Genomic DNA, 26,397 nt, shown 5'->3' with positions numbered 1-26,397 from the left:
TTCCGCGGCGAAACAAACCGATAGGATCGCCCCATGCGCCGTTCGAAAATCGTCTGTACTCTCGGCCCCGCGGTCGACTCCCACGAAATGCTGGTCTCGATGATCGAGGCCGGAATGAACGTGGCCAGGTTCAACTTCAGCCACGGCACCCACGCCGAGCACCAGGCGCGGTACGACCGCGTCCGCGCCGCCTCCAAGGAGACCGGGCGCCCCATCGGTGTCCTCGCCGACCTGCAGGGCCCGAAGATCCGTCTGGAGACCTTCGCGGAAGGCCCGGTCGAGCTCGAGCGCGGTGACGAGTTCGTCATCACCATCGAGGACGTCCCGGGCGACAAGTCCATCTGCGGTACGACGTACAAGGGCCTGCCCGGTGACGTCGACCGCGGCGACCAGATCCTGATCAACGACGGCAACGTCGAGCTGAAGGTCCTGGACGTCGAGGGCCCCCGGGTCAAGACGATCGTCATCGAGGGCGGTGTCGTCTCCGACCACAAGGGCATCAACCTGCCCGGCGCGGCGGTGAACGTGCCGGCGCTGTCCGAGAAGGACGTCGAGGACCTCCGCTTCGCGCTGCGCATGGGCTGCGACATGGTCGCGCTGTCCTTCGTGCGGGACGCCAAGGACGTCGACGACGTCCACAAGGTGATGGACGAGGAGGGCCGCCGGGTCCCCGTCATCGCCAAGGTGGAGAAGCCGCAGGCGGTGGAGAACATGGAGGGCGTCGTGATGGCGTTCGACGCCGTCATGGTGGCCCGTGGTGACCTGGCCGTCGAGTACCCGCTCGAGAAGGTCCCCATGGTGCAGAAGCGCCTCATCGAGCTGTGCCGCCGCAACGCCAAGCCGGTGATCGTGGCGACCCAGATGATGGAGTCGATGATCACCAACTCCCGCCCCACGCGCGCCGAGGCCTCCGACGTGGCCAACGCGATCCTGGACGGCGCGGACGCGGTCATGCTGTCCGCGGAGTCCAGCGTGGGCGCCTACCCGGTCGAGACCGTGAAGACGATGTCGAAGATCGTCGCCGCGGCCGAGCAGGAGCTGCTCTCCAAGGGCCTGCAGCCGCTGGTGCCGGGCAAGAAGCCGCGTACGCAGGGCGGTTCGGTCGCGCGCGCCGCGTGCGAGATCGCGGACTTCCTGGGCGGCCGGGGCCTGGTGGCCTTCACGCAGTCCGGTGACACCGCCCGCCGGCTGTCGCGCTACCGCGCCCAGCAGCCGATCATCGCCTTCACCACCGACGAGAACACCCGCAACCAGCTCACCCTCAGCTGGGGCGTGGAGTCGCACGTGGTGCCGTTCGTGAACACCACGGACGAGATGGTCGACATGGTCGACCAGGAGATCGCCAAGATCAACCGCTTCAACCCGGGCGAGATCGTCATCATCACGGCCGGCTCGCCCCCCGGCGTCCCCGGCACCACCAACATGCTCCGCGTCCACCACATCGCGGGCGGCGGCACCAACTGACAGCACCGCAAAGGCTCTTGTACGGCGCTGAGGGCGCCCCCTGTGACAGGGGGCGCCCTCACGCATGAGGCAGTCCCCGCTGCCGACGGCCTGTACCTGCAGATCCCCGACCTCGTGATCGTCCGTGAAGGCGGCCTGGACGCCATGACCAGGGCCCTGGTCGACCTCTTCGGCGAGTACGGCATGGACACCAACGTCCTGCCTCGCCGGCGACGAAGACGACGAAGACGACGAGGACGAGGACGAGGACGACTGACCTCAGGTACCAGCCGACCGACCGGCCCGCAAAGGCGGTTCCACAGCGCTGAGGGCGCCCCCTGCGAACAGAGGGCGCCCTCAGTCTTGTGCGGCTCCCGGACGGGTCTGTGACGGCGCTCAGCCGGTTCCGTCGGTCGTGTAGACGTGCATGCCGGGGATGTGCAGCGTGCCGCCGAACTGACCGGCCTGGACGACCTTCACGTGGGTGAAGTAGATCAGCGGAATGTTGAGCGGGGGCGGGCTGTCCGGGCTGAACGTGATCGGGATCAGCCCGAACAGGTTGCCCGAGATGGACTGCGTGTACATCGTGACGGCGCCGTCGCGGAAGGTGGACGTCGTACCCGAACCGGCCTGCACGTGGTAGGTCTTGTCGAAGTCCTTGTTCTTGACCGTCTGGTGCAGGTCACCGATGTCGACGCCGCCGGAAACGACGTACTTCAGCACCTTCTTGGTGCTGCCGTTCGCCGTCTTCACCTCGACGACGCCCTGGTAGTCGGCCTTCTGCAGCAGCAGCGAGCTGGCGTCCAGGTACCACGGGTCGTCAGGCAGCGGCACCTTGTTGTCGACGCCGCCTACATCGTTCGTCGCGGCCGGGCAGTTCTGCGCGTCCGTGGACGAACTCGGCGAGGGGCTGGCGGAGGTGGCCTGATCGGCCGCCTTCTGGGCCGCCTTGGTGGCCTCCTCGACCGTCTTGGCCGCATTGCCGGTGGTGTCCTTCACGGTGTTGTGCACCGTGTCGGTGACCTTCTTGGTGGTGTCCTTGAGGGTGCCCGAGGCGCTCGTGCCCGAGGACCCCGAGGACGAGGAGTCCTTGCTCGCGCTCGCCGAGGCGGACGGCGTGGGCGTCGGGCTCGCGCTCGACGCGGAGCCGGAGCTGCCGCCGGTGAAGATGCTGCCGATCGCGTCGCCGAGGTCGCCCAGCAGACCGCCGCCGCTGCTCGCCGACGCCGAGGGGCTCGGCGTTGCGGTGTCGCCCGACGTGTCCTTGCCGGAGCTCTGCGAGGCGGACGGCGTGGGTGTCGCCTTGTCGCCGGAACCTGAATCCGACGAGCCGGACGAACCGGTCTTGCCCGAGTCCGAAGAGTCCTTGGACGTTCCCGTGGAGGCCGAGGGCGAGGGCGTCGCCTTGTCGGCCGTGGCGCTCGAACTCGCCGACGCGGACGGCGACGGCGAGGCCGACGCGTTGTCGCCCAGCGCGGCCACACAGTTCTTGTACTCGTCCGCGGTCAGGCTCTTCGACGACGGGGACGGGGTGCCACTGCCGGCGGCGAGCGCGAGCGAGGACGTGAACCCCATTCCCATGAGGACCGCGGTCGGCATCGCCACCGTGGCTATCGCCTTGCCTGCCGGCATGTGGAACCTGGTGAACAGCGGCTTCTTGGGTGCCGCGTGGCGCGGCCCGGTTCTCACACGGGACTCGTCCACCTCAGTCCCGTGGGTCACCTCGTCAGCCGGCACTGTGCCTCCCGTTCGCCCCGTTCGCCGGGCTCGTTCCTGACAGATCGTTCGGCTCGCCCACCACGGGCTTGAGGATCGTGGTGTCCGTATCCATCGCCTGAGGGGCGCCGCCCGCTCCCGGCACGTCCTCCTGCGCCGCCTCGGCCGGCGGCTCGCCCGGCGACCAGGCCACGGCCATCGCCCCGCCGACCAGAGCGAACAGGAAGCCCAGCAGGAAGCCGCCGAGGTTGGACACGGGGATGGACACCAGCCCCAGCAGGATCGCCGCGACGCCCGCGAAGGTGCGCACGTGCTTCTGGAACCAGAGGCTGAAGCCCAGGACGACCAGCAGTACGCCGATGATCAGGGACCCGGCACCCGCGGTCGTGGACATCGCCAGCGTCAGATGCCCCAGCTGCAGGTGGGCGTACGGGAAGTAGGCGATGGGGAGTCCGCCGAGCATGACGAACAGGCCGGCCCAGAACGGCCGCGTGCCCCGCCAGGCGCGGAACTGCGCCCTCCGGCGACTGAACTGGCCGGAGGGTACGGCAGGAGTCTCGGCGCTCATGGAAAACAGCTCCCTGGTGCGGCTTTGCTGTGGTGATGGTGCTGTGGTGGTGAGTTGCAGTACGTGTGAAGAATGTGGTGGAAGGTGGACGGGCGGGGGCGCCATCGGCTCCCCCGCCCGTCAACGAGCGCCTAGTAGCACTCGTGCGTACCCGTCTGCACGGACATCTTCAGTCCGCTGAGCTTGAAGGTTCCGGCGGTGGTCGCCCACGCCGTCTGCTTCACACCGGTCAGCTCGGCCTTTTCGGCCTGCTGAGCGAAACCGTTCGGGTTCGTGGTGTCACCGCTCTTGATGCCGGGACCCTTGTTGGCGTCCCTGGCAGCCACACCGATGTCGATGTTCGTGAACGTCGCGTCGGCGCTCAGATCGTCGAGGTCGATGTAGAGCTTGCTGGCCTCGACCGGGTCCTTGCCGCCACCCGCGTGCAGGATCAGGCTGACGCTGCCCAGCAGAGGGATGTCCGGGGTGACCACGGACTGGCAGAGGTTCGTGATGGTCGCGTCGTTGAACGCCGAGACCGCCACCGGATGAGCCGTCTTCTTGCCGTCGAGGGTGTACCCCGAGTCGATGGCCCCGTACTGCTCGAAGCCGTGGCCCACCAGCGAGTCGGCCGAAACCTTGAACTGCTGGCCGGACACGCTGAACGACGCGGCGAGAGCGCCCTGCGCGAGGGCGACACCTATCGCGGCCGTAGCGGCGACGCTGGGCACCATGACCACAGCGAACCGCTTCCATCTGGTCCCGCCACGCACCTGGGACTCCATATTTCCTCCTTCTCGGACGTACATCTCCTGGCCCTGACTGCTGCCTGTCGGCGGCTCAGCCGGGCAGGGATGGGAGAAGTGCTACGTCCTCGGGAAGGAGAGCGCCCGCACTCGGAGGCGCAAACCGCGCACCGATCACCGGCGATCACCCCCGAGCGACAACCACTGGTCGCGCCTGACACGCATCACGCACAACCTTGCTGGACAGGCTTCGCCGAGCGGCGAAGACCCCCCTGCCCAAGAGCCGGTGCCAGTGACACAGGCTCTGCTCGGTGGGGACCCAGGAACTCCCGCGACCCAACCGGCTGTCGGGGTACGGGAAAGGACCGAGCGTCGCCGATCGTGGTGCATTCTCGCCGCCCGCACAAGGGGCTTCGTTACTGGGTAGTAACGGCCGGATAACCGAAGGACGACCCACAGGTCTCAACTGGCGACGGAGGGTGCAGTCGAGGGGTCGGACAAAACTATTGATCGTTGGACAGAAACCGACAGATCAACGCCCGGAACTTACTCCCAGTAACAGCGGCCGCGTTTACCAAGATTTGGTAAAGCGCGGCCGCACTGACGTTCCTTCGGCAAATCCTTCACTCGGGCATCACATGCCCTGGTGTTTAGCGACTGGTCAGAACAGCGCCCGCGCGAGCGCCCTCCGGGCCGCCGCCACCCTCGGATCATCCGCCCCGACGACCTCAAAAAGCTCCAGCAGTCGCAGACGTACCGTGTCCCGGTCGTCACCCGCCGTGCGCCGGACGGTGTCGATGAGCCGCCCGAAGGCGTCCTCCACATGACCGCCGACCAGATCCAGATCGGCCGCCGCGATCTGCGCCTGTACGTCGGCCGGCTTCTCGGCGGCGTCCTTGCGCACCTGCTGCGGGTCGAGGCCGCCCACGCGCTGCAGCAACTCCGCCTGGGCGAGGCCCAGTTTGGCCTCCGGGTTGCCCGGGTCCTCGCTCAGTACGTTCTTGTACGCCTGCACCGCACCGCCGAAGTCCCCCGAGTCCAGGGCCCGTACGGCCGCCTCCAAGAGCGCGTCGTACGGCCCGGCCGGCGCCGCCTCGGCCGCGACCTGGGCGCCGCCCGGCTCGGCGTCGGGGTCGACCGTCAGACCGGTCAGGCCGAAGCGCTGCTCGGCCACCTGCACGAGCTGGTCGAGGGTCTGCCGGATCTGCTGCTCGCCGGCGGCCCCCTGGAAGAGCGGCAGCGCCTGCCCCGCCACCACGGCGAAGACGGCCGGGATCCCCTGGATCCCGAACTGCTGCATCAGCATCTGGTTGGCGTCGACGTCGATCTTGGCGAGCAGGAAGCGGCCGTTGTACTCGACGGCGAGCCGCTCAAGGACCGGACTCAGCTGCTTGCAGGGCTCGCACCACTCGGCCCAGAAGTCGATGACGACGGGCACCTCGGTGGACCGCTGCAGGACGTCGCGCTCGAAGGCCGCCTCGTCGACGTCGATGACGAGATCGGCCGGGGAGACGGCTCCCGGGCCGCCGCCCTGCCGGGCCGCTTCGGCGCGCGCCTGCTCCGCCTTCGCCTTGGCCTCCTGGGCCGCCTTCACCGCGGCGAGGTCGACGACTCCGCTCATGGACATGTTCCGTGGCTGCATGCGTCTATCCTCCCCCGTTCCCGCGCGTCAGTGCTGCACACTCCGGGGGAAACCCCCGGATCCCGTGCGTTGAGAAAGCCGGTCCTTGTTGCGTTCTGTTCGACGCCGGGTCCCCACCCCACGTCAGTGGTTGCCGCCCGTGGAATCGCTCACGAGCTTTCGCTACGAGTCGTAGCGTAATGGCACCGAGTGCCTCCCCGGTACCACCCGCTGGTGATCTCCCTCACGGCCTCACAGGAACTGCCGGTTATGGTCGTGGGATGCAGAGCCGTACCCCCGCCACCCGCGCCTCAGGACGCCCGCGCAGCGCCGAGGCGGACGCCGCGATCCTCGCGGCCACCCGGGAGGCGCTGGTGGAGCTGGGCTGGTCGAAGCTCACCCTGGGAGACGTGGCGACCCGGGCCGGGGTTGCGAAGACGACCCTGTACCGCCGCTGGGCGGGCAAGAACGAACTCGTCGTCGACGCGGTGGCCGAGCTCTTCGACGAACTCGTCCTCCCCGACCGCGGCACCCTGGCGGCCGACATCGAGGGCGTGGTCCTGCAGTTCGCGGCGATCCTGGCCCGCCCGGAGGCCGCGAGCGGCCTGATGGCGGTCGTCGCGGAGTCGACCCGCGACGACGCCCTGCGGGAGCGGATCCGCTCCTCGATCGTGGAGCGCCAGAAGCGACTGGTGCTGGAGGGCCGCGCCCGCGCCCAGACCCGCGGCGAACTGCCCCCCGAGACCGACCCCGAGGAGGCCGTCCGCACGGTCGACCTCATCTTCGACGTGGTCGCGGGCGCCGTGGTCCACCGCACCCTGGTGAGCGGCCATGCCGCCGACGAGGAGTGGGTGCGCGCGTTCACGACCCTGCTCCTGGGCGGCCTGGGAGCGAGCACCCAGGAGCCGTAGGCGCTCCCGCTGCCACGAGTCTGCTGCTACGAGGTCTACGACGCCGGGCCGGCCGGCGGGGCGCCGGTGACCGCGTCGCCGTAGAGCTGGCCGACGCTCTTGCCGAAGTAGGCGCTGTAGGAGATCTGCGGGGTGTAACCGCCGGTGTGGTAGCCGCCGATGACGCCCACCACCGCCCAGCCGCCCTTCCACGGCACCAGCATCGGCCCGCCGCTGGTGCCGTCCACGAAGGCGTCGCAGGCGATGCGCGGATAGCTGCCGGGCTCGTCGGGGTCGTCGCTGTCGTAGCGGGTGGTGCGGCTCCAGCACTCCAGTGGCTTGTCCGCGCCTCCCGGGTAGCCGATCATCCGCACCGGGGCGTGGTGGTACCCGGTGTCGGTGAGCAGCTGCACCGCGCCGGCCGCGTCCTGCAGCAGCTTGCCGTCCTGGTTGGGCTCGGTGACGGCGAAGCCGTAGTCGTACTGGGCGCCGGCGTGCTCCTTGAGGTCGTAGTACTGCTGCGGGACGTAGACGCCGTTGACCCGGACCGGGAACACGCCGAACGGCTTGAGTCCGTCGTGGTACTGCGGCACGAAGGCCAGGTTGCGGCGCGGGGAGGTGCCGGAGTACCCCCTCAGACAGTGGCCCGCGCTCAGCACCAGGTCGTGGCCCGGGCTGCGCACCACGGAGCCGCTGCAGGTGCGCCCGGTGCCGCCGGCGTCGGTCCAGAAGAAGGTGCCGGCCTGGGGCATGCCGTCGAAGCTGTGGCTGGGCGGGATGAACTCGCCGGGCATGGGGCCGTCCACCGCGGAGGAAGCGGCGGCGCCGGTGTCCGGGGCGGTGGAGTAGACGGAGTCCTTGTCCAGGCCGGTGTCGACGGGCAGCGCGGCCGTCAGCCGGGCCGGGTTCCAGTAGGCGTCCAGCCGTTGCGCCACGGGGTTCACCGGCGGCGGAACGGAATGCGCGGACGCGACCGGGACGAGCGCGGCGCACGGCAGCATGGCCACCACGACCGCGACGGCGGCCCGTACCACTCTGGGTCTGAAAAACCTACGCACCGTCAGTTCCCCTGAGCATCGGCGGACTCGACGGGCCGATGCTATGCACGGGAACGATCGCGGGAAAGGAGGCAGGTCACATTTTTATAAACGCTTCTCGGGGTAGGCGTCTCAGAATCCCGCCGGCTCGGTGTACACCCCCCACTCGTCCCGCAGCACCCCGCAGATCTCACCCAGGGTCGCCTCGGCGCGTACGGCGTCCAGCATCGGCTCGATCATGTTGGTGCCCGAACGGGCGGCGGCGAGCATGGCGTCCAGGGCCGCCCGCACCCCGGCCTCGTCCCGCGCGGCCCTGCGGCCGCCCAGCACCCGCACCTGCTCCCGCTCCACCTCATGACCGACCCGCAGGATCTCCAGGTCCCCGGTGACGGACCCGTGGTGGACGTTCACGCCGACGACCCGCTTGTCGCCCTTCTCCAGGGCCTGCTGGTACCGGAAGGCCGACTCGGCGATCTCGCCGGTGAACCAGCCGTCCTCGATCCCGCGCAGAATCCCGGAGGTGATCGGCCCGATCGGGTGCCGTCCGTCCGGATGCGCCCGCAGCCCCCGCTCCTTGATCTGCTCGAAGATCTTCTCCGCGTCCGCCTCGATCCGGTCCGTCAGCTGCTCGACGAACCACGAACCGCCCAGCGGATCGGCCACGTTGGCGACCCCGGTCTCCTCCATCAGCACCTGCTGCGTGCGCAGCGCGATCTCCGCGGCCTGCTCGCTCGGCAGCGCGAGGGTCTCGTCCAGGGCGTTGGTGTGCAGCGAGTTGGTCCCGCCGAGCACCGCAGCGAGCGCCTCCACGGCCGTACGCACGACGTTGTTGTACGGCTGCTGGGCGGTCAGCGAGACACCGGCGGTCTGCGTGTGGAAGCGCAGCCACTGCGCCTTCTCGGACTTCGCCCCGTACACGTCCCGCATCCAGCGGGCCCAGATGCGCCGCGCCGCACGGAACTTGGCGATCTCCTCGAAGAAGTCGACGTGTGCGTCGAAGAAGAAGGACAGCCCGGGCGCGAACGCGTCCACGTCCAGCCCGCGGGAGAGGCCCAGCTCCACGTACCCGAACCCGTCGGCCAGCGTGTACGCCAGCTCCTGCGCGGCCGTCGACCCCGCCTCGCGGATGTGGTAGCCGGAGACGGACAGCGGCTTGTAGGCGGGGATCCCGGCCGCGCAGTACTCCATCAGGTCGCCGATCAGCCGCAGATGGGGCTCCGGCTGGAACAGCCACTCCTTCTGGGCGATGTACTCCTTGAAGATGTCGGTCTGGAGCGTGCCGTTGAGCACCGCCGGATCGACGCCCTGCCGCTCGGCGGCGACGAGGTACATGCAGAAGACGGGCACGGCGGGCCCGCTGATGGTCATGGAGGTGGTGACGTCCCCGAGCGGGATGTCCTTGAACAGGACCTCCATGTCGACAGCGGAGTCGATGGCGACCCCGCAGTGCCCGACCTCGCCGAGCGAGCGCGGATCGTCGGAGTCGCGCCCCATGAGGGTCGGCATGTCGAAGGCGACGGACAGACCGCCCCCGCCGTTGGCGAGGATCATCTTGTAGCGCTCGTTGGTCTGCTCGGCGTTCCCGAACCCGGCGAACTGCCGGATGGTCCACGTACGCCCTCGATAGCCGGTCGGATACAGCCCGCGCGTGAAGGGGTACTCCCCCGGCCACCCGATCCGCTCGAACCCGTCGTACGTGTCCCCCGGCCGCGGCCCGTACACCGGCTCGACGGGGTCCCCGGAGAGCGTGGTGAAGTCGGCCTCACGCTTGCGCGAAGCGTCGTACCGGGCCTGCCAGCGGCGGCGGCCCTCCTCGATGGCGTCAGCGTCCATACCTCGAATTTACTTGGACGTCCTAGTAAATGTCGAGGGGAGCCGGAGGGCGGCCACCCGGTCCACACCGGCCGCCGCCCTTCACGAGCCGGGGCCGTCGCGGGCGGTGACCTGCAGGGGTCTGGGCCGCGGCGGCCCGGCGGCCGCCACGTCGATGGCCGTCAGACCTTGGCGACCGCGGGCGAGCCCTCCGTGAGCTTCGTCTCCAGCTCGTGGCTGATCTTCCGCTCGACGAAGAAGGCGGCCGTCGGGATCGTCCCGGCGAGCAGCACCCACAGCTGCTTGCCGACCGGCCACTTCGCCTTGGAGCCCAGGTCGAAGGCGAAGATCAGGTAGACCACGTAGAGCCAGCCGTGTGCGATGGCGACGACGCGGGTGAAGTCCGCGGCGCCGCTGACGTCCAGGCCGTACTTGGCGATCATGCTCAGGCACAGCAGGACCAGCAGCACACCGGTGACATAGGCCATGACGCGGTAGCGGGTCAGCACGCTCTTCTTCATGGCGTCGAGCGTAACCGCCCGTTCCGGGAGATCTTGGGCCGGGTCAGTCCTCGGCGACGTCATTCCTCGGCGAAGTCATGGGCCGCCACCCGCAGCGGGCGCAGCATCGCGAAGATCTCCGCGCACTCCTCCGCGTCGTACGCCCCGAGGCCGAAGTCCATCGCCATCAGGTCGCGGGTGGCCGCCTCGACGACCTCGCGGCCCTTGTCGGTGATGGAGGCGAGGGTGCCGCGCCCGTCGTTGGGGTTGGGGCGCTTGGCCACCAGACCCGACTTCACCAGGCGGTCGACGGTGTTCGTCACCGAGGTGGGGTGCACCATGAGCCGCTCGCCGATCTTCGACATCGTCAGCTCGCCCTCCTTGGAGAAGGTGAGCAGCACCAGCGCCTCGTACCGCGCGAAGGTCAGCCCGTACGGCTTGACCACCGCGTCGACCTCGGCGAGCAGGATCTGGTGTGCGCGCATGATCGAGGTGATGGCGGCCATGGACGGCACGTTTCCCCAGCGCTGCTTCCAGAGTTCGTCGGCGCGGGCGATCGGGTCGAAAGGCAGACTGAGCGGCTTCGGCACGGAACCGACCTTACCGGCCGGTCACATGGTGGTCAGCCCCGTCTCGCCTTTCGGTCCGCCGGGCTTCCAGGGCGAGCAGTACGCAGCACACCGCGCCCAGCGCTCCGGCCCCCGCCACGGTGGCCGGCACCCCCGCGAACTGCGCGACGACCCCCGCCAGCGCCATCCCCACCCCCTGGATCGTCATCAGCCCGGCGGTGAGCAGGGTCATGGCCCTGCCGCGCAGTTCCTCGGGCACGGCCCGCACGAACCACTGGTCCAGGCCCAGCGTGTACGCCGACCCCGCCCCCGAGAGCAGCAGCAGGAGGAGGGAGGGGGCGAGGCCGGGGTGGAGGACGTAGCCGAGGTACGGGAGAAGGGTGACGGCGACCAGGGGGAGGGCGACGCGTTCGCGGGTCGCGGGGCGCAGGCGGGAGCCCGCGTACAGCTCGCCGGCGATCGTGCCCACCGGCAGCGCGCACATCAGCAGGCCGAGGCCGACCGATCCGGCGGCCAGTTCGTCGGCATAGGGGGCCGCCAGCGCCTCGGGGGCCACGGCGAACATGGGCGGCACCCAGCAGAGCAGGAGCAGGGCCCGTACGCGGCGGTCGGCGAGAACCTGGCGGGCGCCCTTGAGGGAGTCCGTGACCAGGGCCTTCCCCGTCGAGGCGCGAGCGGGCCTGCGCCGGGTGCCGAAGCGCAGGAGGGCGCCGGAGGCGCAGAAGCCCGCCACGGTGATCAGAAGGGCGTGGCGCGGGGTCACGGCGATCAGGAGCAGTCCGCCCAGGCCGTATCCGACGAGCAGCGCGCTCTGGGACACGATCCGCAGCAGCGAGCGGCCCAGCACGAACAGGTCGCCGTCGCCGAGGATGTCGGCGAGCGTGGCCATCCTCGTCCCCTGGAACACCGGCGAGACGACGGCGACGCAGCAGCGCAGGGCGAGCAGGACGGCGATGTGCGGACCGGCCGCCACCATCAGCGCCACGCACGCCGCCTGTGCCATGTCACACACCACCAGCACCCGCCGGGGCGGGAAGCGGTCGGCGAGCCCCGCGAGCAGGGTCCCGCCGACGACGTACGGCAGAAAGCCCAGCGCGAAGGTGAGCGCGCTCATCAGGGGTGAGCCGGTGAGGTCGTAGACGAGGACGGACAGCGCGATCTCGCTGACGATCACGCCGAGCAGGGACAGGGCGTGCGCCGCGAAGACGGCCCGGAACTCGCGGACGGCGAACACGTCGAGGTAGCGGCCGTGACCGGCGGGAGGGGCCTGGGGTGGGGCGGGCAGGGTCGTGGTGGCCTCGGGCATGTCTGGTGGCATGGACAGCAGCGTCCACGGCCGGTGTGGGACATCCTAGAGATTCGGCTCCAGGCGAATGTTGACGTCGGCCGAGCATTGATGTCGGCCGAATGTCGAGGGAGGGCCCGTGCCGTCACGGCTGCACTTCGGGGAGGACGACTTCCTCCGCTGCCGCTTCGCCGTGTCCCCGCTGTGGGAGACCCAGGAGGTCGTGCGGATGCTCAAGCGGCCCGAGCGGCAGGGCTATCACGCGCACTGGCTGCGCCGTACGGGCCGGGTGGCGGCCGGACTCGACCTGACCGCTCTGTGGCTGCTGATGCCCCGGCGCGGCCACTGCCCCGACTGGCTCTGCCCGCCCCCGATCGGCCCTGCCGCCGCCTTCGAGGAGGAGATCGCGGCCGTGCGGGCGAGCGACCCGGAGGCGGCCCGCGAGGACACCGCGATGTCCCTCGCGGACACGCCGGGCGCCCTCGACTCGCCGCAGGCCCGCAGGTGGCTGAAGGACCCCGTCCGCATGATCGAGGAACTGTCGGATGCGATGGAGGAGGCCTGGCGCGCGCTCATCGCCCCGGACTGGCCCCGGCTGCGCACCCTCCTGGAGGCCGACGTCGCCTTCCACTCGCGGCGGCTGGCCGAGGTCGGGCTCGGTGGAGTGCTGCCGGAGATCAACCGGCGGTTCGGCTGGCAGGCCGGGACGCTCACGGTCGAGTTCCAGGGCCGGCACGAGCGGCGGCTCGGCGGACAGGGCCTGGTCCTGATGCCCAGCGTCTTCATCTGGCCGGACGTGGTCAGCACCTTTGAGCCCCCGTGGCAGCCCACCCTCGCCTACCCGGCGCGCGGCATCGGCGGCCTGTGGGCCGAGCCCGCCGATCGCGCCCCGGACGTCCTCGTACGACTCCTCGGGCGCGGGCGGGCGGCCGTGCTCGCCGGCCTCGACGAACCCGCCACCACCGGCGCCCTCGCCCAGCGCCTGGGCCTTGCCCCGTCCTCCGTCTCCGCGCACCTGACGCTGCTGCGGGACGCGGGTCTGCTCACGGCCCGGCGGTACGGCCATCAGGTGCTGTACGAGCGCACGCCGCTGGGCATCGCGCTGGTGTCGTCGGACGCCTGACCCGTCCCACGGCTGCCATGTCGAATCCTGCAGCCTGAAATCCCTTGTGCAACGATTGCTGACGAATCATCAGTAAATGTCACCTTCGCCCCAGGGAGCAGCATGTCCCGGCTGATCCACATCTTCGCGGCTGTCGCGGTCCTCGGGCTGGCGACGGGCTGCTCGTCCGCGTCCGACATCGACACGGCCGCCGCGGCGGGCCGCGCCCCGAAGAAGGCGGCCCGCGCGGGCTCCCTGGACTTCTGGGTCGACCCGGACAGCCCGGCCGCCAAGCAGATCAAGGAGTGGCGGCGGGCGGGCCGCGCCCAGGACGCGCACCTGCTCAAGCGGATCGCGGACGAACCGCAGGCGCTGTGGCCGGCCGGCGAGATCGACCCGGGCCCCAAGGTGAAGGCGGCCGTGGAGTCCGCGGCCGAGGAGAACCGCACGGCGCTCTTCGTGGCGTACGACATCCCGCACCGCGACTGCGGCCAGCACTCCGCGGGCGGCGCGGCCGACGCGGACGCCTACCGCGAGTGGATCGGCAAGTTCGCGGACGCGCTCGGGGACGGCAAGGCCCTGGTCGTCCTCGAACCGGACGCGATCGCCCACATCGTGGACGGCTGCACACCGGCCGACTACCACGACGAGCGCGAGCAGCTCCTGAACGAGGCGGTCGTCCGACTGAAACAGCAGCCGAACACCAAGGTGTACCTGGACGCGGGCAACCCGGCCTGGATCCGCGATCCGTGGAAGCTGGTCGACCCGCTGAAGCAGGCCGGCATCGAGAAGGCCGACGGCTTCTCCCTCAACGTCTCCAACTTCCAGACGGACGAGCTGACCAAGGCGTACGGCCTGGAGCTCTCCGCCGACCTCGGCGGCAAGCACTTCGTCGTCGACACCAGCCGCAACGGCAACGGCCCGCTGGCCGGCGCCTGGTGCAACCCGCCCGGCCGCGCGCTGGGCACCCGCCCGACGACCGACACCGGCGAACCCCTCCTCGACGCCTACCTGTGGATCAAACGGCCCGGGGAGTCCGACGGGGTGTGCGCGAGCGGGCCGGCCGCGGGGAAGTGGTGGCCGGAGTACGCCCTGGAGCTGGCACGCAACTCCAGGCCCTAGCCGCGGGCCGGGGGATCGGGCCCGGCGGTCACTTCACCTGGATCCACCTGGCCTCGGACGGCGTGCCCTGCGCGTCCGTCACGAACAGCATGTACCAGCCCGGCGGCACCAGGGCCGGGTCGTCCGGTACGGCGACCGTCACCGAGTGCGCGTCCTTGGTCAGGCCGAGTTCGATGGAGCGCTGCTCGACGTCGGTGGTGTGGGTGACCGCGCTGGGCCGCATGAGCCGGGCCTTCGTCACCCGTTCGGGGTGGTCGGTGCGGTAGGTCGCGCGGCGGTCCCTGCCGAGCTCCCGTGGGCCGCCCTCCAGCACGGGCCGGTTCTTGCCGTTCCTGTGCAGCGCGGGCGGGGTGAAGACCTCCATGCGCTGCTCGAAGTGGCCGAGCTTGGTGTTCTGCTGGTCGTCGAAGAGGGGGTCGGAGCCGAAGGTGGCGACCCTGCCGTCGGGCAGCAGCAGCGCCTCGGAGTGGTAGTTGCGGCCGACCGTGGGCGCGGCCGCCTCGCGGAAGGCGTTGCTCTTCGGGTCGTAGAACTGCGCCTTGAAGATGTTGCTGGCGCTGCGGCCGCGGTAGTCCTCGGAGCCGTTGGTGGTGAACACCGAGTCGTCCGGCATGATCACGCTGTTCAGGTACCGCGTGCCCTGGGGGAGGCCGGGCCCGTCCTTGAAGACGGGGTTGTCCTGCTTCAGATCGACCACGGCCGTGCGCGGGGTCGACCTCCTGGACTCGCCGACGCCTCCGCCGCCCAGGATCATCACCTTCTGGTCCTGCGCGGGCGGCAACAGCACGGAGGAGGAGGTCTCCGTCTCGTCGGGGTCGCGCAGCCCCAAAACCTTCCGGAAGGTGTTGGTCTTCAGGTCCCACAGCCCCGGCTCCCGCCCCTGGTCGGCGGGCCCGTAACCGGCGTTGGAGGACGTGTAGAAGAGCTTGCCGCCCTTGGTCAGGAAGAGTGCGGGGTACGTCGGGAAGTACCGCTTCGGGCCGGGTGACCACTTCTTGGTCCTGGGGTCGTAGATCTCGTTGTCCCCGGGGTCGATCATGCCGACGTCGTCCAGGCCCGAGACGGCGAGCACCCGCCCGTCGTCGAGCCCGACCAGCGTCGGATACCAGCGGGCCTTCTGCATCGGGTCGACGGGCACATACCGCTCGGCCACGGGGTCGAACTCGTAGGCGGTGCGGATGCCCTGGAAGTCCTGCTTGTCGAGGGTGATCTTCTCGCTCAGCCCGTAGGTGTTGGCCGCGTCCTTGCCGGTCAGCCCGACGATGTCGTACTGCGCCTGCTTCTCGGTGACGGACAGCGGACCGGCCTCGACGGCCTCGACGAAGACCCGGGCCTCGCCCGCCACCGCCGGCGCGGGGGCCGGGGCCTGCCCGGGCCGCACCGCGCCGGCCCCGGCCGCACCGGCTGCGGGTTTGGCCTTCGGGACGGTGACGTCGAAGCGGCTGACGTACTCGACGCCCGCGGGCGAGCGGAAGCGGGTGCCCTTCTTCAGGAAGACCGACTTGAGGGGGTTCTCGTTCTTGATCCGCATACCGCCGCCGGCCCGTTTGACCTCGCCGTCGAGCAGTTCGTAGCGGGCGGTGCCGCCGGCCACGAGGAGCCGCCCGTCCGGGAGTTGGGTGTGGCCGGAGCAGAAGAAGTCGGCGGGGGTGGGGATCTTCTTGAAGGTGTTCGCCTTCGGGTCCCACAGGACGGTGTCGAAGGACCCGGCGTTGAACTTCTTCTGCTCGTTGCCCGACCCGGCGACGATCAGCACCTTGCCGGTGTGCAGCAGCGCCGCGTGGATGGCGTTGGTGCGGTACTTCGCGGGGATGTCGACCCGCTGCCAGGAGCCGTACTTCGCCTGGTACTCGGGTTGGGCGATCTTGTACTCGTGGTACTCCTCACCCGCGAACTCGACCGCGGCCGGGGCGTTGAGACCGGCCAGGACCATGACGCCCCCGACCCCGAGGACGGCCCTTCTGGTCGTCCTCTTCCCGGGGCTCTTGCGGTACTTGTTCTCAGCGTTCCGGCCCATGGCGCTAGCTGCCTCCTGTCGTGGTTCCGGAGACCGGGGAGCCCGCGCCGCTGGTGGCGAGGGCGGGCTCCGTGCCGTCGACGGCACGTGTGGTCCGGTGCGGTGCCTGCCGCTCCCGCCGCTCCTTCAGGAGCGTGGAGCACCACACCGCGACCGGTGCGAGGGCGATGACCATGGCCAGGACCGCCCAGGTGCGCATGGCCGCATGGGTGTGGTCCAGGACGACCGAGGCGGCCAGGGATGCCGCGAGGAGGATCGCCCAGAAGAGGTGGATACGGAAGGTGAGCAGCCGGTCGGCACTGGCGTCCGCGCCCTTGGGGGTCACGACGAACCTGCTGGGCCGGCGGAGCAGGGCCTCACCGAAGGACTTGAGGTAGATCGGCGCGGCCAGGGCCGACATGGCCATGCCCGCGAGCCCGCCGGACCCCTCCGGCTCATGGGGCGAGATGTTGTGCCGCCGGTTCCACAGATACAGCCCGATCTGCAGGGCGGCGGCATCGCTGTAGAGCATCAGCCACACCGAGGAGGCGACCTGTGTGCCGGAGGCCCCGAACCAGAGGAACAGGACACAACTGAGGATGCCGAGCAGCCAGTTGACGGCCGTCATCGGGTAGTAGACGAGCATCAGGGTGTACGAGAACAGCCGCCCGGGAGCCATCCTGAACAGCGCTTTTCCGTACTGCTTGAGCAGTGTCTCGTAGGTCCCCCGCGACCAGCGCATCTGCTGCGTGAAGAAGTCGGTCCAGGAGGCGGGCCCCTCTCCGACGGCGAGTACGTCCGGTGTGTACACGGACCGCCAGTGGTTGCCGGTGACGGGATTGCGCCGCTGGTGGATCTCGAAGCCGGTGGCCATGTCCTCGGTGATGGAGTCGTACAGCCCGCCTATCTGCTTCACGGCGGAGATCCGCACCACGTTGTTCGTACCGACGAACATGGGCGAGCGATACCGGTTCCCGGCCCGCTGGATCAGCGCGTGGAAGAGGAACTGCTGCGACTCGGCGGCCTTGGTGACGGGATGGTCGGCATAGTTCCCGTACACCTGGGGCCCGACCACGAAGGCGACATCGGGGTCCCGGAAATACCCCATCATCCGCTCGAGGAAGTTGGGGCGCGGGACGTGGTCCGTGTCGACGGAGGCGAAGAAGTCGTACTCGTCGCCGTGCATGGCGATCCAGGCGTTGTAGTTGCCGTGCTTGGTCAGGGCCTTGTGGGCGCCGTGGGCCTGGTTCCACTGCGGAACGCCGCGCCGGGTGAAGTGGCGGACCCCGAGCTCCGCGCACAAGGCCTTCGCCTGCTCGTCGTCGCCCTCGTCGAGGAGCCAGACGTCGAGGACGCTGCCGGGCCCGGCGTGGGTGATCCGGACGGCTCCCTCGAGGGTGGCGCGGACCATCGAGAGGGGTTCCTTGCCGGGGACGTACGTGGTGAGGAAGGCGACGCGGGTACCGGCCTCGGGGACGACCGGGACGGGGTCACGGGCGACCAGCGTGGCATGGGCGACGGAGGCGACATTGACCACCATGAACAGCTCGATGAGCCCGATGGATATGAGCATCGTGACATCGAGCCCGACCAGCCAGCTCTCCCCGCCGTCACGCTCCACCCAGTGCGTGGGCCAGACGAGGTAGACGAGCAGCGTGCCGGTGAGCACGGGGGCCAGGGTCATCAGCAGGACGGCCTGTATTCGGCGCGGCTCACTGGACAGCAGCGAGGTGTACTGCACCTGGTACGAGGCGTCGCTGGGCTCCGTGAGAGGTCCGGCCAGTCGGCTGTGGGTGTCGTATGCGTAGCCCTCCGACTGCACGGCGCCCTCCAGTGAGTGAGGTGTGATCGGCAGAGGAGTACCGATCACCCCCTACACAACTGGAGTTTCGGGGGCGGGGCGACCTGGAGACGTCCAGGCGGGTGGGGCGGCCGCATCTCCCGCCCCACCACGAGCAGTTCGTCCGCCGGGCCGGGGTGGTGGAGGCCCCGGCGGCCTAGCCGGCCAGGTACCGCTCGACCGTCTCCACCTTGGCGGTGAGACCGTCGGTCACTCCGGGGCGGATGTCCGCCTTGAGGACCAGGGACACGCGCGGCGCCCGCTCCTCGACGGCGGCGACGGCGCGCTTGACGACGTCCATCACCTGGTCCCACTCGCCCTCGATGCTGGTGAACATCGCGTCGGTGCGGTGGGGCAGGCCGGACTCGCGTACGACGCGGACGGCGTCGGCGACGTACTCCCCGACCTCCTCGCCGACGCCCAGCGGTGTCACGGAGAACGCGACGATCATGCGTTGACGATTCCTTCCTGGCGTGCGCGGGAGGCGATGACGGCGTCCTCGGCGGCGCGCTTGAGCTTGCGCTCGGCGAAGAAGCCGCCGGTGGGCAGGACGGAGAGGAGGAAGTAGAGCCCCGCGGTCTTCTTGTCCCACTTCGTACGGTTCCAGGCGTCGGCCCAGAAGATCACGTACAGGATGAACAGGACGCCGTGGACCATGCCCATCACCGGCACCGCGTTGAAGTCCGTGGTCCGCTTCAGTACGGAGCAGACCAGCAGGAGGAGGAAGGACACGGCCTCGGGAGCCGAGACGAGGCGCAGGCGGCGGAGGGCGGTGGCGGTCTTGATGTCCACGGGTCACCTTCGGTGGGAGACGGATCGCTCTTTGTGAACGGAAGCACAAGCGTCCGCCCATTGTGGCAAACGGTTCCCCTAGGGGTGCGCTCAGGGTGCTTCTCCACCCACAGGCTCTGTGCGGCGCACCCGCCCGGCGGCTACCTTTCGCAGCGTGGCGATGTTTCGACTTCAAGGCAGCAAGGTGCTCGCCGTCGACATGACCGGGGATGCCGTGAAGGCGAAGAACGGCTCCATGGTCGCGTACGACGGGCAGATGGCCTTCAAGAAGATGACCGGCGGCGGTGAGGGCCTGAGGGGCATGGTGACCCGGCGGCTCACCGGTGAGCAGATGACCGTGATGGAGGTGAAGGGGCACGGGACGTGCTGGTTCGCGGACCGGGCCTCCGAGATCAACCTCGTGAGTCTCCAGGGGGACAAGCTGTACGTGGAGTCGAGCAATCTGCTCGCGACCGACGCCGGCCTCAGGACCGGCACGACCTTCACCGGCCTGCGCGGCGCCTCCCAGGGCAACGGGCTGTTCACGACGACCGTCGAGGGCCACGGCCAGGCGGCGATCATGTCGGACGGCCCGGCGGTGGTGCTGCGCGTGAGCGCGCAGTACCCGCTGACGGTCGACCCCGGCGCCTACATCGCGCACCAGGGGAATCTGCGGCAGTCCTTCCAGTCCGGTGTGACATTCCGCACGTTCTTCGGAGAGGGCGGCGGCGAGGCCTTCCAGATCCGGTTCGAGGGGGACGGGCTGGTGTACGTACAGCCGAGCGAGCGGAACACGATCGCGGGGGATGTGTGACATGCCCTTCCGTGAGATCAACTCCAAGATGGTCGAGGCGACGGTGCTGCCCGGCCAGCGGCTGTTCAGTCAGCGCGGCGCGATGCTCGCCTACAAGGGCGAGGTGTCCTTCACGCCCAACATCCAGGGCGGCCAGGGCGGGATCATGTCGATGATCGGGCGCCGGGTCGCGAACGAGGCCACGCCCCTGATGAGCGTCGAGGGCAACGGCACGGTGATGTTCGGGCACGGCGGTCACCACGTCCAGGTGATCAACCTCACCGGCGACACCCTCTATGTGGAGGCGGACCGGCTGCTCGCCTTCGAGGGCACGCTCCAGCAGGGCACGATGTTCATGGGCTCACAGGGCGGGGTCATGGGCATGGTCCGCGGCCAGGTCACCGGCCAGGGGCTGTTCACGACCACCCTCAAGGGACACGGCTCCGTGGCCGTGATGGCCCACGGCGGAGTCTTCGAGCTCCCGATCACCCCCCAGCGGCCCGTGCACGTCGACCCGCAGGCGTACGTCGCCCACCACGGCGACGTCCGCAACAAGCTGTCCACGGCGCTGGGCTGGCGGGACATGGTGGGCCGCGGCTCCGGCGAGGCCTTCCAGCTGGAGCTCAGCGGCAACGGCGCGGTGTACGTCCAGGCCTCGGAGGAGAAGCTGTGAGCGCGTACGGGACTCCGGGCGGCCCGACGGTCTTCGACCCGATGACGCTGCCGGTGGACGACAACGTCAACAAGTACACCTTCTGCGTGGAGCTCAAGGGGAGCCAGTGGTTCCTGCAGAAGGGGAAGATGATCGCCTACTACGGCACGATGGAGTTCAACGGCATCGGGCACGGCCGGCTCGACCGCCTTGTCCGTACGTCCTTTCATTCGCCACTGCACGCGAGCGACTGGGTCGTGGCGGAGGGCTCGGGCAAGATGCTCCTCGCCGACCGGGCGTTTGACGTGAACTCGTATGACCTGGACGACGGCAACCTGACCATTCGCTCGGGCAATCTGCTCGCTTTTCAGCCAAGTCTCGCGCTCAAGCAATCGATTGTGCCGGGTTTTCTGACCCTCATCGGAACCGGAAAGTTCGTAGCCGCATCTAACGGTCCGGTGGTGTTCATGGAACCGCCGATCCGGGTGGACCCGCAGGCGCTCGTCGGCTGGGCCGACTGCCCGTCGCCGTGCCATCACTACGACCACGGTTACCTGACGGGCGTAATGGGCGGTCTACGTGCGATGACGGGCCTCGGCGGGGCCTCCGGGGAGGAGCACCAGTTCGAGTTCGTAGGGGCCGGCACCGTCCTGCTCCAGTCCTCGGAAACCCTCATGGCCGAGCAGGCCACGGGAGTGGTTCCGTCGGAGCCCGGCGTACCCGGTGGTGGCGGGTCACACATGGGCCCTTCACAGCAATCCGGCACACCGCGCCTTCCCGGACAGCTGGGAGACCTCCAGCGTCGCTTCGGGCTGTGAGCGGTAGTCTGCGGAGTGTGACGTCGAACGTGTGCGCGCCGACACCACACCACCCTCACTAGTTCGCCTTTCAACATTTTAGGTAGACTTCATTCATGGAGACCGAGACGGCCACGCGCTGGCTGACCAATGCGGAGCAGTGCGCCTGGCGCACCCACCTGGAGGTCAACAGGCTGTTGACGTACCAGCTCGAGAGGGACCTGCAGCCGTTCGGACTGACGATGAACGACTACGAGATCCTGGTGAACCTCTCCGAGTCGGAGGACGTACGGATGCGGATGAGCGACCTCGCGTCCGCCACGCTCCAGTCCAAGAGCCGCCTCTCCCACCAGATCACCCGGATGGAGAACGCGAACCTGGTCCGCCGTGAGAACTGCGAGTCCGACCGCCGCGGGCTCTACGCGGTCCTCACGGAGCACGGCATGGAGACGATGAAGAAGGTCGCCCCGCACCATGTGGCGTCCGTGCGCAGGCACTTCATCGACCTGCTGTCCCCCGAGGCCATGGCGGAACTCGACAAGGCCCTCAAGCCCATCGCGGAGCACCTGCGCGGGCAGCGGGGGCGTCCCTAGCGCCTCCTGGCGCTTCGAGCGCGCACACGGCAGGCGGAGCCCGAACCGGGCCCCGCCTGCCGGTGCGAGCCGTACGCACCGCTCGAAGCCCCGGTCACGGTCGCCCTTGGGCAGGGCCTTCCCCGGCATCGGCGACGGCCGGTACGGTGCGCTCGCGTTCTCGGGAAGATTGGCGAGCACTCGCCCCGACTGCCCCTGCGATCCGGCCACTTCTACGGGCCCGACCGGGCGGCGGCGTGCTCCGCCCACGGCCGCGCCGTACCGTCGCGAGGGCCGTCAGCAGGGCTGCCGCGCCGGCCGCGGTGAAGCACAAGGCGGTCGGCATCCCGCCCACCAGGAGCCCCGCCACGGCCGCGCCTGCCGTACTGCCCGCGTTCACCCCTGTGTTGACCCAGGCACCGGCCCGGACCCGTGCCTCCGGGGCCGCCATGTCGTCGGCGATCAGATAGGCGGTGGTCAGCGTCGGCGAGACGAAGAACCCCGCGGCCGCCAACGCGACGGCGAGCGTGCCGAGCCCGGGCGCGAACCCCGCGCCGAGCAACGCCGCCCCCAGGCCCGCCGCCGTCAGGGACAGCCGCGCCGGGGCCGGAACCCGCCACTGGACAGCCCCGTTCGCCAGACCCCCGACGGCACTCCCGGCCGACAGCGCGGCCAGCGTCCAGGCCACGGCGCCATCCCCGTAGTGCCGCTGCTCGGCGAAGGCCACCACCACCAGATCGACCACCCCCAGCGTCAGCCCGACGCCGCAGGCAGCGACAACGGGCCGCAGAATCCCGCGCAACACACCCCGCCGCCCCGCCCCGCGCCGCAGCCGAACCCGGCGCGGCGCACTCGGCCCCGAAGCCGCTCGGGGAGGCCCCGCCGCCCCGACAGCCGGTGACGTGGTGAACCCGGCCGTGCCCGCCACGATCAGCGCCGTTCCGAAGACGATCCCGGCCGTCGGCGGGGCGAAGCCGACGAGGATGCCGACCAGGAGCGGTCCCGAGACGAAGAGCAGTTCCTCGGCGACGCCGTCGAGACTGTAGGCACGCTGCAGCAGGGCGCGGTCCGGGGCGAGCCGGGCCCATACGGCGCGCATGGTCGGGCCGACTGGAGGAGTGCAGGCGCCCGCCGCGGCGGTCACGGCGCCCAGGACGGGCGGTGAGACGGCACCGGGACGCCGGACGAGCAGCGTGAGCAGCCCGAGCAGGGCCGCGTACGCCGTGACCATCGGGACGAGCGTGCGGCGCGGCCCGTGCCGGTCGATCAGGGCGGCCCGGGCGGGCGACAGGAAGACGCTGGTGGCGCCGAACAGCGCCATGACGGTGCCCGCCACCGCGTACGACCCCGAGGCGCGGGTCACGGCGAGCATCATCGACAACGGGACGATTCCGTACGACAGCCTGCCGAGCAGGGCGGCGGCGAAAGTGCGGCGGGCATGCGGAATGCGGAGGACGGCGGCATACGACGGCCGTCCCACTGGCGTGGAAGACACGGGAGTTCCTCGACTCGAGGCGGAAAGGGGGACGCCTGATCGCCGCGTCGGCCGAGCGGTCGGCCGGTTTCGTCGGTCGACCGCCGCTCGCCGTACGCGGGCCTGGGCGGGCCCTATGCCAAGAGGAGGTACATGTCGGTGAACGTATCAGCGGGGCCCGGGAGTCGACCACGCAATAACGCGCCTCAGCCCTGCGTCAGCCCCGCCACCAGCTCGTCCGCCGCACGGTAGGGGTCCAGGTCCCCGGCCACGATCCGCTCCGCCAGCGCGCTCAGGCGGCGGTCGCCGTGCAGGTCGCCGATGCGTTCGCGCAGGGCCGTCACGGCGATGGTCTCCACCTCGCGGGAGGCGCGGGCCAGGCGGCGTTCCGCCAGGACGCCCCGCTCCTCCATCCATGCGCGGTGCTTCTCCAGGGCCTCGACGACCTCGTCGACGCCCTCGGCGCGCGCGGCGACCGTCTTCACGATCGGCGGGCGCCAGTCGCCCGGGCTGCGGGACTCGCCCAGGCCCAGCATGTGGTTGAGCTCGCGGGCGGTGGCGTCGGCGCCGTCGCGGTCGGCCTTGTTGACGACGTAGACGTCACCGATCTCGAGGATTCCGGCCTTCGCCGCCTGGATGCCGTCGCCCATGCCGGGGGCCAGCAGCACCACGGACGTGTCGGCCTGGGAGGCGATCTCGACCTCCGACTGGCCGACGCCGACCGTCTCGACCAGGATCACGTCGCAGCCCGCCGCGTCCAGCACCCGGATCGCCTGCGGGGCGGCCCACGCGAGGCCGCCCAGGTGACCGCGGGTCGCCATCGAGCGGATGTACACGCCGGGGTCGGAGGCGTGCTCCGACATCCGCACCCGGTCGCCGAGCAGGGCGCCGCCGGAGAAGGGCGACGACGGGTCGACGGCCAGGACGCCGACCCGCCTGCCCTGCTTGCGGTACGCCGTGACGAGCGCGGACGTGGACGTCGACTTGCCGACGCCCGGCGAGCCGGTCAGACCCACCACATACGCATTGCCCGTCAGCGGAGCGAGCGTCTCCATGACCTCCCTGAGCTGCGGGGACGCCCCCTCCACCAGGGAGATCAGCCGGGCCACGGCCCGCGGCCGGCCTTCCCTCGCCTGGGCGACGAGTGTGGAGACGTCCTGCATCACAGCTCCGTTCAGAGAAGTACGTGGAGGAAGGGCTCAGGCCTTGGGTACCCGCACGATCAGCGCGTCACCCTGACCGCCGCCACCGCACAGCGCGGCCGCGCCGACGCCCCCGCCCCGGCGCTTGAGCTCCAGCGCCAGATGCAGGACGAGCCGGGCGCCGGACATGCCGATGGGGTGGCCCAGGGCAATCGCGCCGCCGTTGACATTCACCTTTTCCGCTGAAACTCCGAGGTCCTTCATTGACTGCACGGCCACCGCGGCGAAGGCCTCGTTGATCTCGATGAGGTCCAGGTCCTCGACCCCCAGGCCCTCCTTCTTCAGGGCGTGCAGGATCGCGTTGGACGGCTGCGACTGGAGCGAGTTGTCCGGGCCCGCCACATTGCCGTGGGCGCCGATCTCGGCGATCCAGTCCAGGCCCAGCTCCTGGGCCTTGGCCTTGCTCATCACGACCACGGCGGCCGCGCCGTCCGAGATCTGCGAGGAGGAGCCGGCCGTGATCGTGCCGTCCCGGGTGAACGCCGGGCGCAGCTTGCCCAGGGACTCCGCGGTCGTGTCGCCGCGGATGCCCTCGTCCTTGCTGAAGAGGACCGGCTCGCCCTTGCGCTGCGGGATCTCCACCGGGGTGATCTCGGCCTCGAAGACGCCGTTCTTCTGGGCGGCGGCCGCCCGCTGGTGGGACAGCGCGGCGATCTCGTCCTGCTCGGGGCGCTGGATGCCCAGGCGCGTGTTGTGCTTCTCCGTCGACTCGCCCATGGCGATGTTCTCGAAGGCGTCGGTCAGGCCGTCGTACGCCATGGCGTCGAGCATCTCGATCGCGCCGTACTTGAAGCCCTCGCGGGACTTCGGCAGCAGGTGGGGCGCGTTGGTCATGGACTCCTGGCCGCCCGCGACGATCACGTCGAACTCGCCGGCGCGGATCAGCTGGTCGGCGAGCGCGATGGCGTCGAGGCCGGACAGACACACCTTGTTGACGGTCAGTGCCGGGACGTTCATCGGGATGCCCGCCTTGACGGCGGCCTGGCGTGCCGGGATCTGCCCCGCCCCGGCCTGCAGCACCTGGCCCATGATCACGTACTGCACCTGGTCGCCACCGATCCCCGCACGGTCGAGGGCGGCCTTGATCGCGAAGCCGCCGAGGTCGGCTCCGGAGAAGGACTTGAGGGAGCCCAGCAACCGCCCCATGGGCGTACGCGCCCCCGCGACGATCACCGAGGTCGTGCTGTTCGATCCAGACATGAGCTGCGATCCCCTTCCGGCTGCACTGCCGAGGAGTGAACGAGGGTTTACTTCGAATGTACTGAGTGGCACTCCGTGCCGTCACCCGGCAGTCGGTGTGATCGCTGGCACGTTGCGTAACCATGCCGGGAGCGCTGCACTAACACCATGCTGACGCGAATCGACCACATCGGAATCGCCTGTTTCGATCTCGACAAGACCGTCGAGTTCTACCGGACCACATACGGCTTCGAGGTGTTCCACTCCGAGGTCAACGAGGAGCAGGGCGTCCGCGAGGCCATGCTCAAGATCAACGACACGTCCGACGGCGGGGCCTCCTACCTGCAGCTTCTTGAGCCGACGCGGCCGGACTCGACCGTCGCCAAGTGGCTCGACAAGAACGGCGAGGGTGTCCACCACATCGCTTTCGGTACGGCGGATGTGGACGCCGACGCGGCCGACATCAAGGAAAAGGGCGTACGCGTTCTGTACGAAGAGCCCCGGCGCGGCTCCATGGGGTCACGAATCACGTTCCTGCATCCGAAGGACTGCCACGGCGTTCTGACAGAACTGGTCACTTCCGCGCCTGTTGAGTCACCTGAGCACTGACCCCCGTACATATGGGCCGGTAGGGTTGGGGGCGGTCGCCGTCTCTGTGGGGGGTGACCGCACGCCGGGGACCGTGTTTCGGGGGTCGAGCGTCGGGGCAGCAGCCCATGCTCCGCCGTTGA

At 69.8% G+C, this 26,397-nt stretch carries 25 protein-coding genes; 9 read left to right on the top strand and 16 right to left on the bottom strand.

Going from position 1 to position 26,397, the window contains the following annotated elements; genetic code table 11:
* Positions 1-33 precede the first annotated feature (33 nt).
* Positions 34-1,464 carry a pyruvate kinase gene (gene pyk / locus ACFY1U_RS10225; protein WP_390693633.1) on the top strand — a complete coding sequence of 477 codons (1,431 nt, stop codon included), beginning with the start codon at positions 34-36 and terminating at the stop codon, positions 1,462-1,464.
* Positions 1,465-1,839: 375 nt separating this feature from the next.
* Here the strand turns inward: pyk and ACFY1U_RS10220 are convergent, their stop codons facing one another.
* From ACFY1U_RS10220 to ACFY1U_RS10205, 4 genes are all read right to left on the bottom strand, one after another.
* A complete protein-coding gene (locus ACFY1U_RS10220) occupies positions 1,840-3,180 on the bottom strand; it encodes a hypothetical protein (RefSeq protein ID WP_390693632.1) in 1,341 nt (446 codons plus the stop codon).
* The gene (locus ACFY1U_RS10215; protein WP_390693631.1) at positions 3,170-3,727 is read right to left on the bottom strand and encodes a DUF6114 domain-containing protein; all 558 of its coding nucleotides are present in this window, start codon (positions 3,725-3,727) and stop codon (positions 3,170-3,172) included. Before ACFY1U_RS10215 ends, ACFY1U_RS10220 begins: the two co-directional genes overlap by 11 nt.
* Positions 3,728-3,858: 131 nt before the next feature.
* Complete coding sequence (locus ACFY1U_RS10210) at positions 3,859-4,491, bottom strand: DUF6230 family protein (RefSeq protein ID WP_390693630.1); 633 nt, start codon at positions 4,489-4,491, stop codon at positions 3,859-3,861.
* A 622-nt stretch (positions 4,492-5,113) separates the two neighbouring features.
* Positions 5,114-6,094 (bottom strand): tetratricopeptide repeat protein, encoded by a 981-nt coding sequence (locus ACFY1U_RS10205; protein WP_390693629.1) that lies wholly within the window; start codon positions 6,092-6,094, stop codon positions 5,114-5,116.
* 260 nt (positions 6,095-6,354) lie between these two features.
* Here ACFY1U_RS10205 and ACFY1U_RS10200 point away from each other — a divergent pair, with 260 nt between their 5' ends.
* A complete protein-coding gene (locus ACFY1U_RS10200; protein WP_390693628.1) occupies positions 6,355-6,984 on the top strand; it encodes a TetR/AcrR family transcriptional regulator in 630 nt (209 codons plus the stop codon).
* A 35-nt stretch (positions 6,985-7,019) separates the two neighbouring features.
* On the opposite strand, the gene ACFY1U_RS10195 is transcribed toward ACFY1U_RS10200, so the two are convergent.
* The 5 genes from ACFY1U_RS10195 to ACFY1U_RS10175 all read right to left on the bottom strand — a co-directional run bounded on the left by ACFY1U_RS10195 (position 7,020) and on the right by ACFY1U_RS10175 (position 12,199).
* On the bottom strand, positions 7,020-8,021 hold the full coding sequence (locus ACFY1U_RS10195; RefSeq protein WP_390693627.1) for a trypsin-like serine peptidase: 1,002 nt from the start codon (positions 8,019-8,021) through the stop codon (positions 7,020-7,022).
* A 111-nt stretch (positions 8,022-8,132) separates the two neighbouring features.
* Positions 8,133-9,833: a methylmalonyl-CoA mutase gene (locus tag ACFY1U_RS10190; RefSeq protein WP_390693625.1), complete on the bottom strand. Its 1,701-nt coding sequence runs from the start codon at positions 9,831-9,833 to the stop codon at positions 8,133-8,135.
* 161 nt (positions 9,834-9,994) lie between these two features.
* Entirely contained in the window at positions 9,995-10,333 is a 339-nt protein-coding gene (locus ACFY1U_RS10185; RefSeq protein WP_344399082.1) for a DUF3817 domain-containing protein, read from the bottom strand.
* A 59-nt stretch (positions 10,334-10,392) separates the two neighbouring features.
* Positions 10,393-10,902 carry a MarR family winged helix-turn-helix transcriptional regulator gene (locus ACFY1U_RS10180; protein ID WP_390693624.1) on the bottom strand — a complete coding sequence of 170 codons (510 nt, stop codon included), beginning with the start codon at positions 10,900-10,902 and terminating at the stop codon, positions 10,393-10,395.
* Between the two features lie 10 nt (positions 10,903-10,912).
* The gene (locus ACFY1U_RS10175) at positions 10,913-12,199 is read right to left on the bottom strand and encodes an MFS transporter (RefSeq protein ID WP_390693623.1); all 1,287 of its coding nucleotides are present in this window, start codon (positions 12,197-12,199) and stop codon (positions 10,913-10,915) included.
* Positions 12,200-12,305: 106 nt separating this feature from the next.
* Here ACFY1U_RS10175 and ACFY1U_RS10170 point away from each other — a divergent pair, with 106 nt between their 5' ends.
* Complete coding sequence (locus ACFY1U_RS10170; protein WP_390693622.1) at positions 12,306-13,289, top strand: DUF5937 family protein; 984 nt, start codon at positions 12,306-12,308, stop codon at positions 13,287-13,289.
* Between the two features lie 102 nt (positions 13,290-13,391).
* Complete coding sequence (locus ACFY1U_RS10165; protein WP_390693621.1) at positions 13,392-14,390, top strand: glycoside hydrolase family 6 protein; 999 nt, start codon at positions 13,392-13,394, stop codon at positions 14,388-14,390.
* A 28-nt stretch (positions 14,391-14,418) separates the two neighbouring features.
* Here ACFY1U_RS10165 and ACFY1U_RS10160 read toward each other — a convergent pair whose 3' ends face one another.
* From ACFY1U_RS10160 to ACFY1U_RS10145, 4 genes are all read right to left on the bottom strand, one after another.
* Positions 14,419-16,407: a galactose oxidase-like domain-containing protein gene (locus tag ACFY1U_RS10160; RefSeq protein WP_390693620.1), complete on the bottom strand. Its 1,989-nt coding sequence runs from the start codon at positions 16,405-16,407 to the stop codon at positions 14,419-14,421.
* 4 nt (positions 16,408-16,411) lie between these two features.
* Positions 16,412-18,208, bottom strand: coding sequence for a glycosyltransferase family 2 protein (locus ACFY1U_RS10155; RefSeq protein WP_390693619.1), 1,797 nt, complete (start codon positions 18,206-18,208; stop codon positions 16,412-16,414).
* 175 nt (positions 18,209-18,383) lie between these two features.
* Entirely contained in the window at positions 18,384-18,677 is a 294-nt protein-coding gene (locus ACFY1U_RS10150) for an MTH1187 family thiamine-binding protein (RefSeq protein WP_390693618.1), read from the bottom strand.
* Entirely contained in the window at positions 18,674-19,018 is a 345-nt protein-coding gene (locus ACFY1U_RS10145; protein WP_115905837.1) for a DUF3817 domain-containing protein, read from the bottom strand. The genes ACFY1U_RS10150 and ACFY1U_RS10145 overlap by 4 nt, the downstream gene beginning before the upstream one ends.
* Positions 19,019-19,178: 160 nt before the next feature.
* Between ACFY1U_RS10145 and ACFY1U_RS10140 the strand changes: the two genes are divergently transcribed.
* The 4 genes from ACFY1U_RS10140 to ACFY1U_RS10125 all read left to right on the top strand — a co-directional run bounded on the left by ACFY1U_RS10140 (position 19,179) and on the right by ACFY1U_RS10125 (position 21,832).
* Positions 19,179-19,811 carry an AIM24 family protein gene (locus ACFY1U_RS10140; RefSeq protein WP_115905838.1) on the top strand — a complete coding sequence of 211 codons (633 nt, stop codon included), beginning with the start codon at positions 19,179-19,181 and terminating at the stop codon, positions 19,809-19,811.
* Position 19,812: 1 nt separating this feature from the next.
* A complete protein-coding gene (locus ACFY1U_RS10135) occupies positions 19,813-20,463 on the top strand; it encodes an AIM24 family protein (RefSeq protein ID WP_390693617.1) in 651 nt (216 codons plus the stop codon).
* Positions 20,460-21,260, top strand: coding sequence for an AIM24 family protein (locus ACFY1U_RS10130; protein WP_390693616.1), 801 nt, complete (start codon positions 20,460-20,462; stop codon positions 21,258-21,260). The genes ACFY1U_RS10135 and ACFY1U_RS10130 overlap by 4 nt, the downstream gene beginning before the upstream one ends.
* Positions 21,261-21,355: 95 nt before the next feature.
* On the top strand, positions 21,356-21,832 hold the full coding sequence (locus tag ACFY1U_RS10125; RefSeq protein WP_390693614.1) for a MarR family winged helix-turn-helix transcriptional regulator: 477 nt from the start codon (positions 21,356-21,358) through the stop codon (positions 21,830-21,832).
* Between the two features lie 94 nt (positions 21,833-21,926).
* Here ACFY1U_RS10125 and ACFY1U_RS10120 read toward each other — a convergent pair whose 3' ends face one another.
* The 3 genes from ACFY1U_RS10120 to ACFY1U_RS10110 form a co-directional block, all read right to left on the bottom strand.
* A complete protein-coding gene (locus tag ACFY1U_RS10120; RefSeq protein ID WP_390693612.1) occupies positions 21,927-23,306 on the bottom strand; it encodes an MFS transporter in 1,380 nt (459 codons plus the stop codon).
* Positions 23,307-23,491: 185 nt separating this feature from the next.
* Positions 23,492-24,448 (bottom strand): methylmalonyl Co-A mutase-associated GTPase MeaB, encoded by a 957-nt coding sequence (meaB, locus tag ACFY1U_RS10115; RefSeq protein WP_344399091.1) that lies wholly within the window; start codon positions 24,446-24,448, stop codon positions 23,492-23,494.
* A gap of 36 nt (positions 24,449-24,484) precedes the next feature.
* Entirely contained in the window at positions 24,485-25,687 is a 1,203-nt protein-coding gene (locus ACFY1U_RS10110) for an acetyl-CoA C-acetyltransferase (RefSeq protein WP_390693610.1), read from the bottom strand.
* Between the two features lie 147 nt (positions 25,688-25,834).
* Here ACFY1U_RS10110 and mce point away from each other — a divergent pair, with 147 nt between their 5' ends.
* On the top strand, positions 25,835-26,275 hold the full coding sequence (mce, locus tag ACFY1U_RS10105) for a methylmalonyl-CoA epimerase (RefSeq protein ID WP_390693609.1): 441 nt from the start codon (positions 25,835-25,837) through the stop codon (positions 26,273-26,275).
* Positions 26,276-26,397 lie beyond the last annotated feature (122 nt).

The organism is Streptomyces sp. NPDC001351, from assembly GCF_042896045.1.
GTDB lineage: Bacteria > Actinomycetota > Actinomycetes > Streptomycetales > Streptomycetaceae > Streptomyces.
This window is presented reverse-complemented; position numbering and strand designations above follow the sequence as displayed.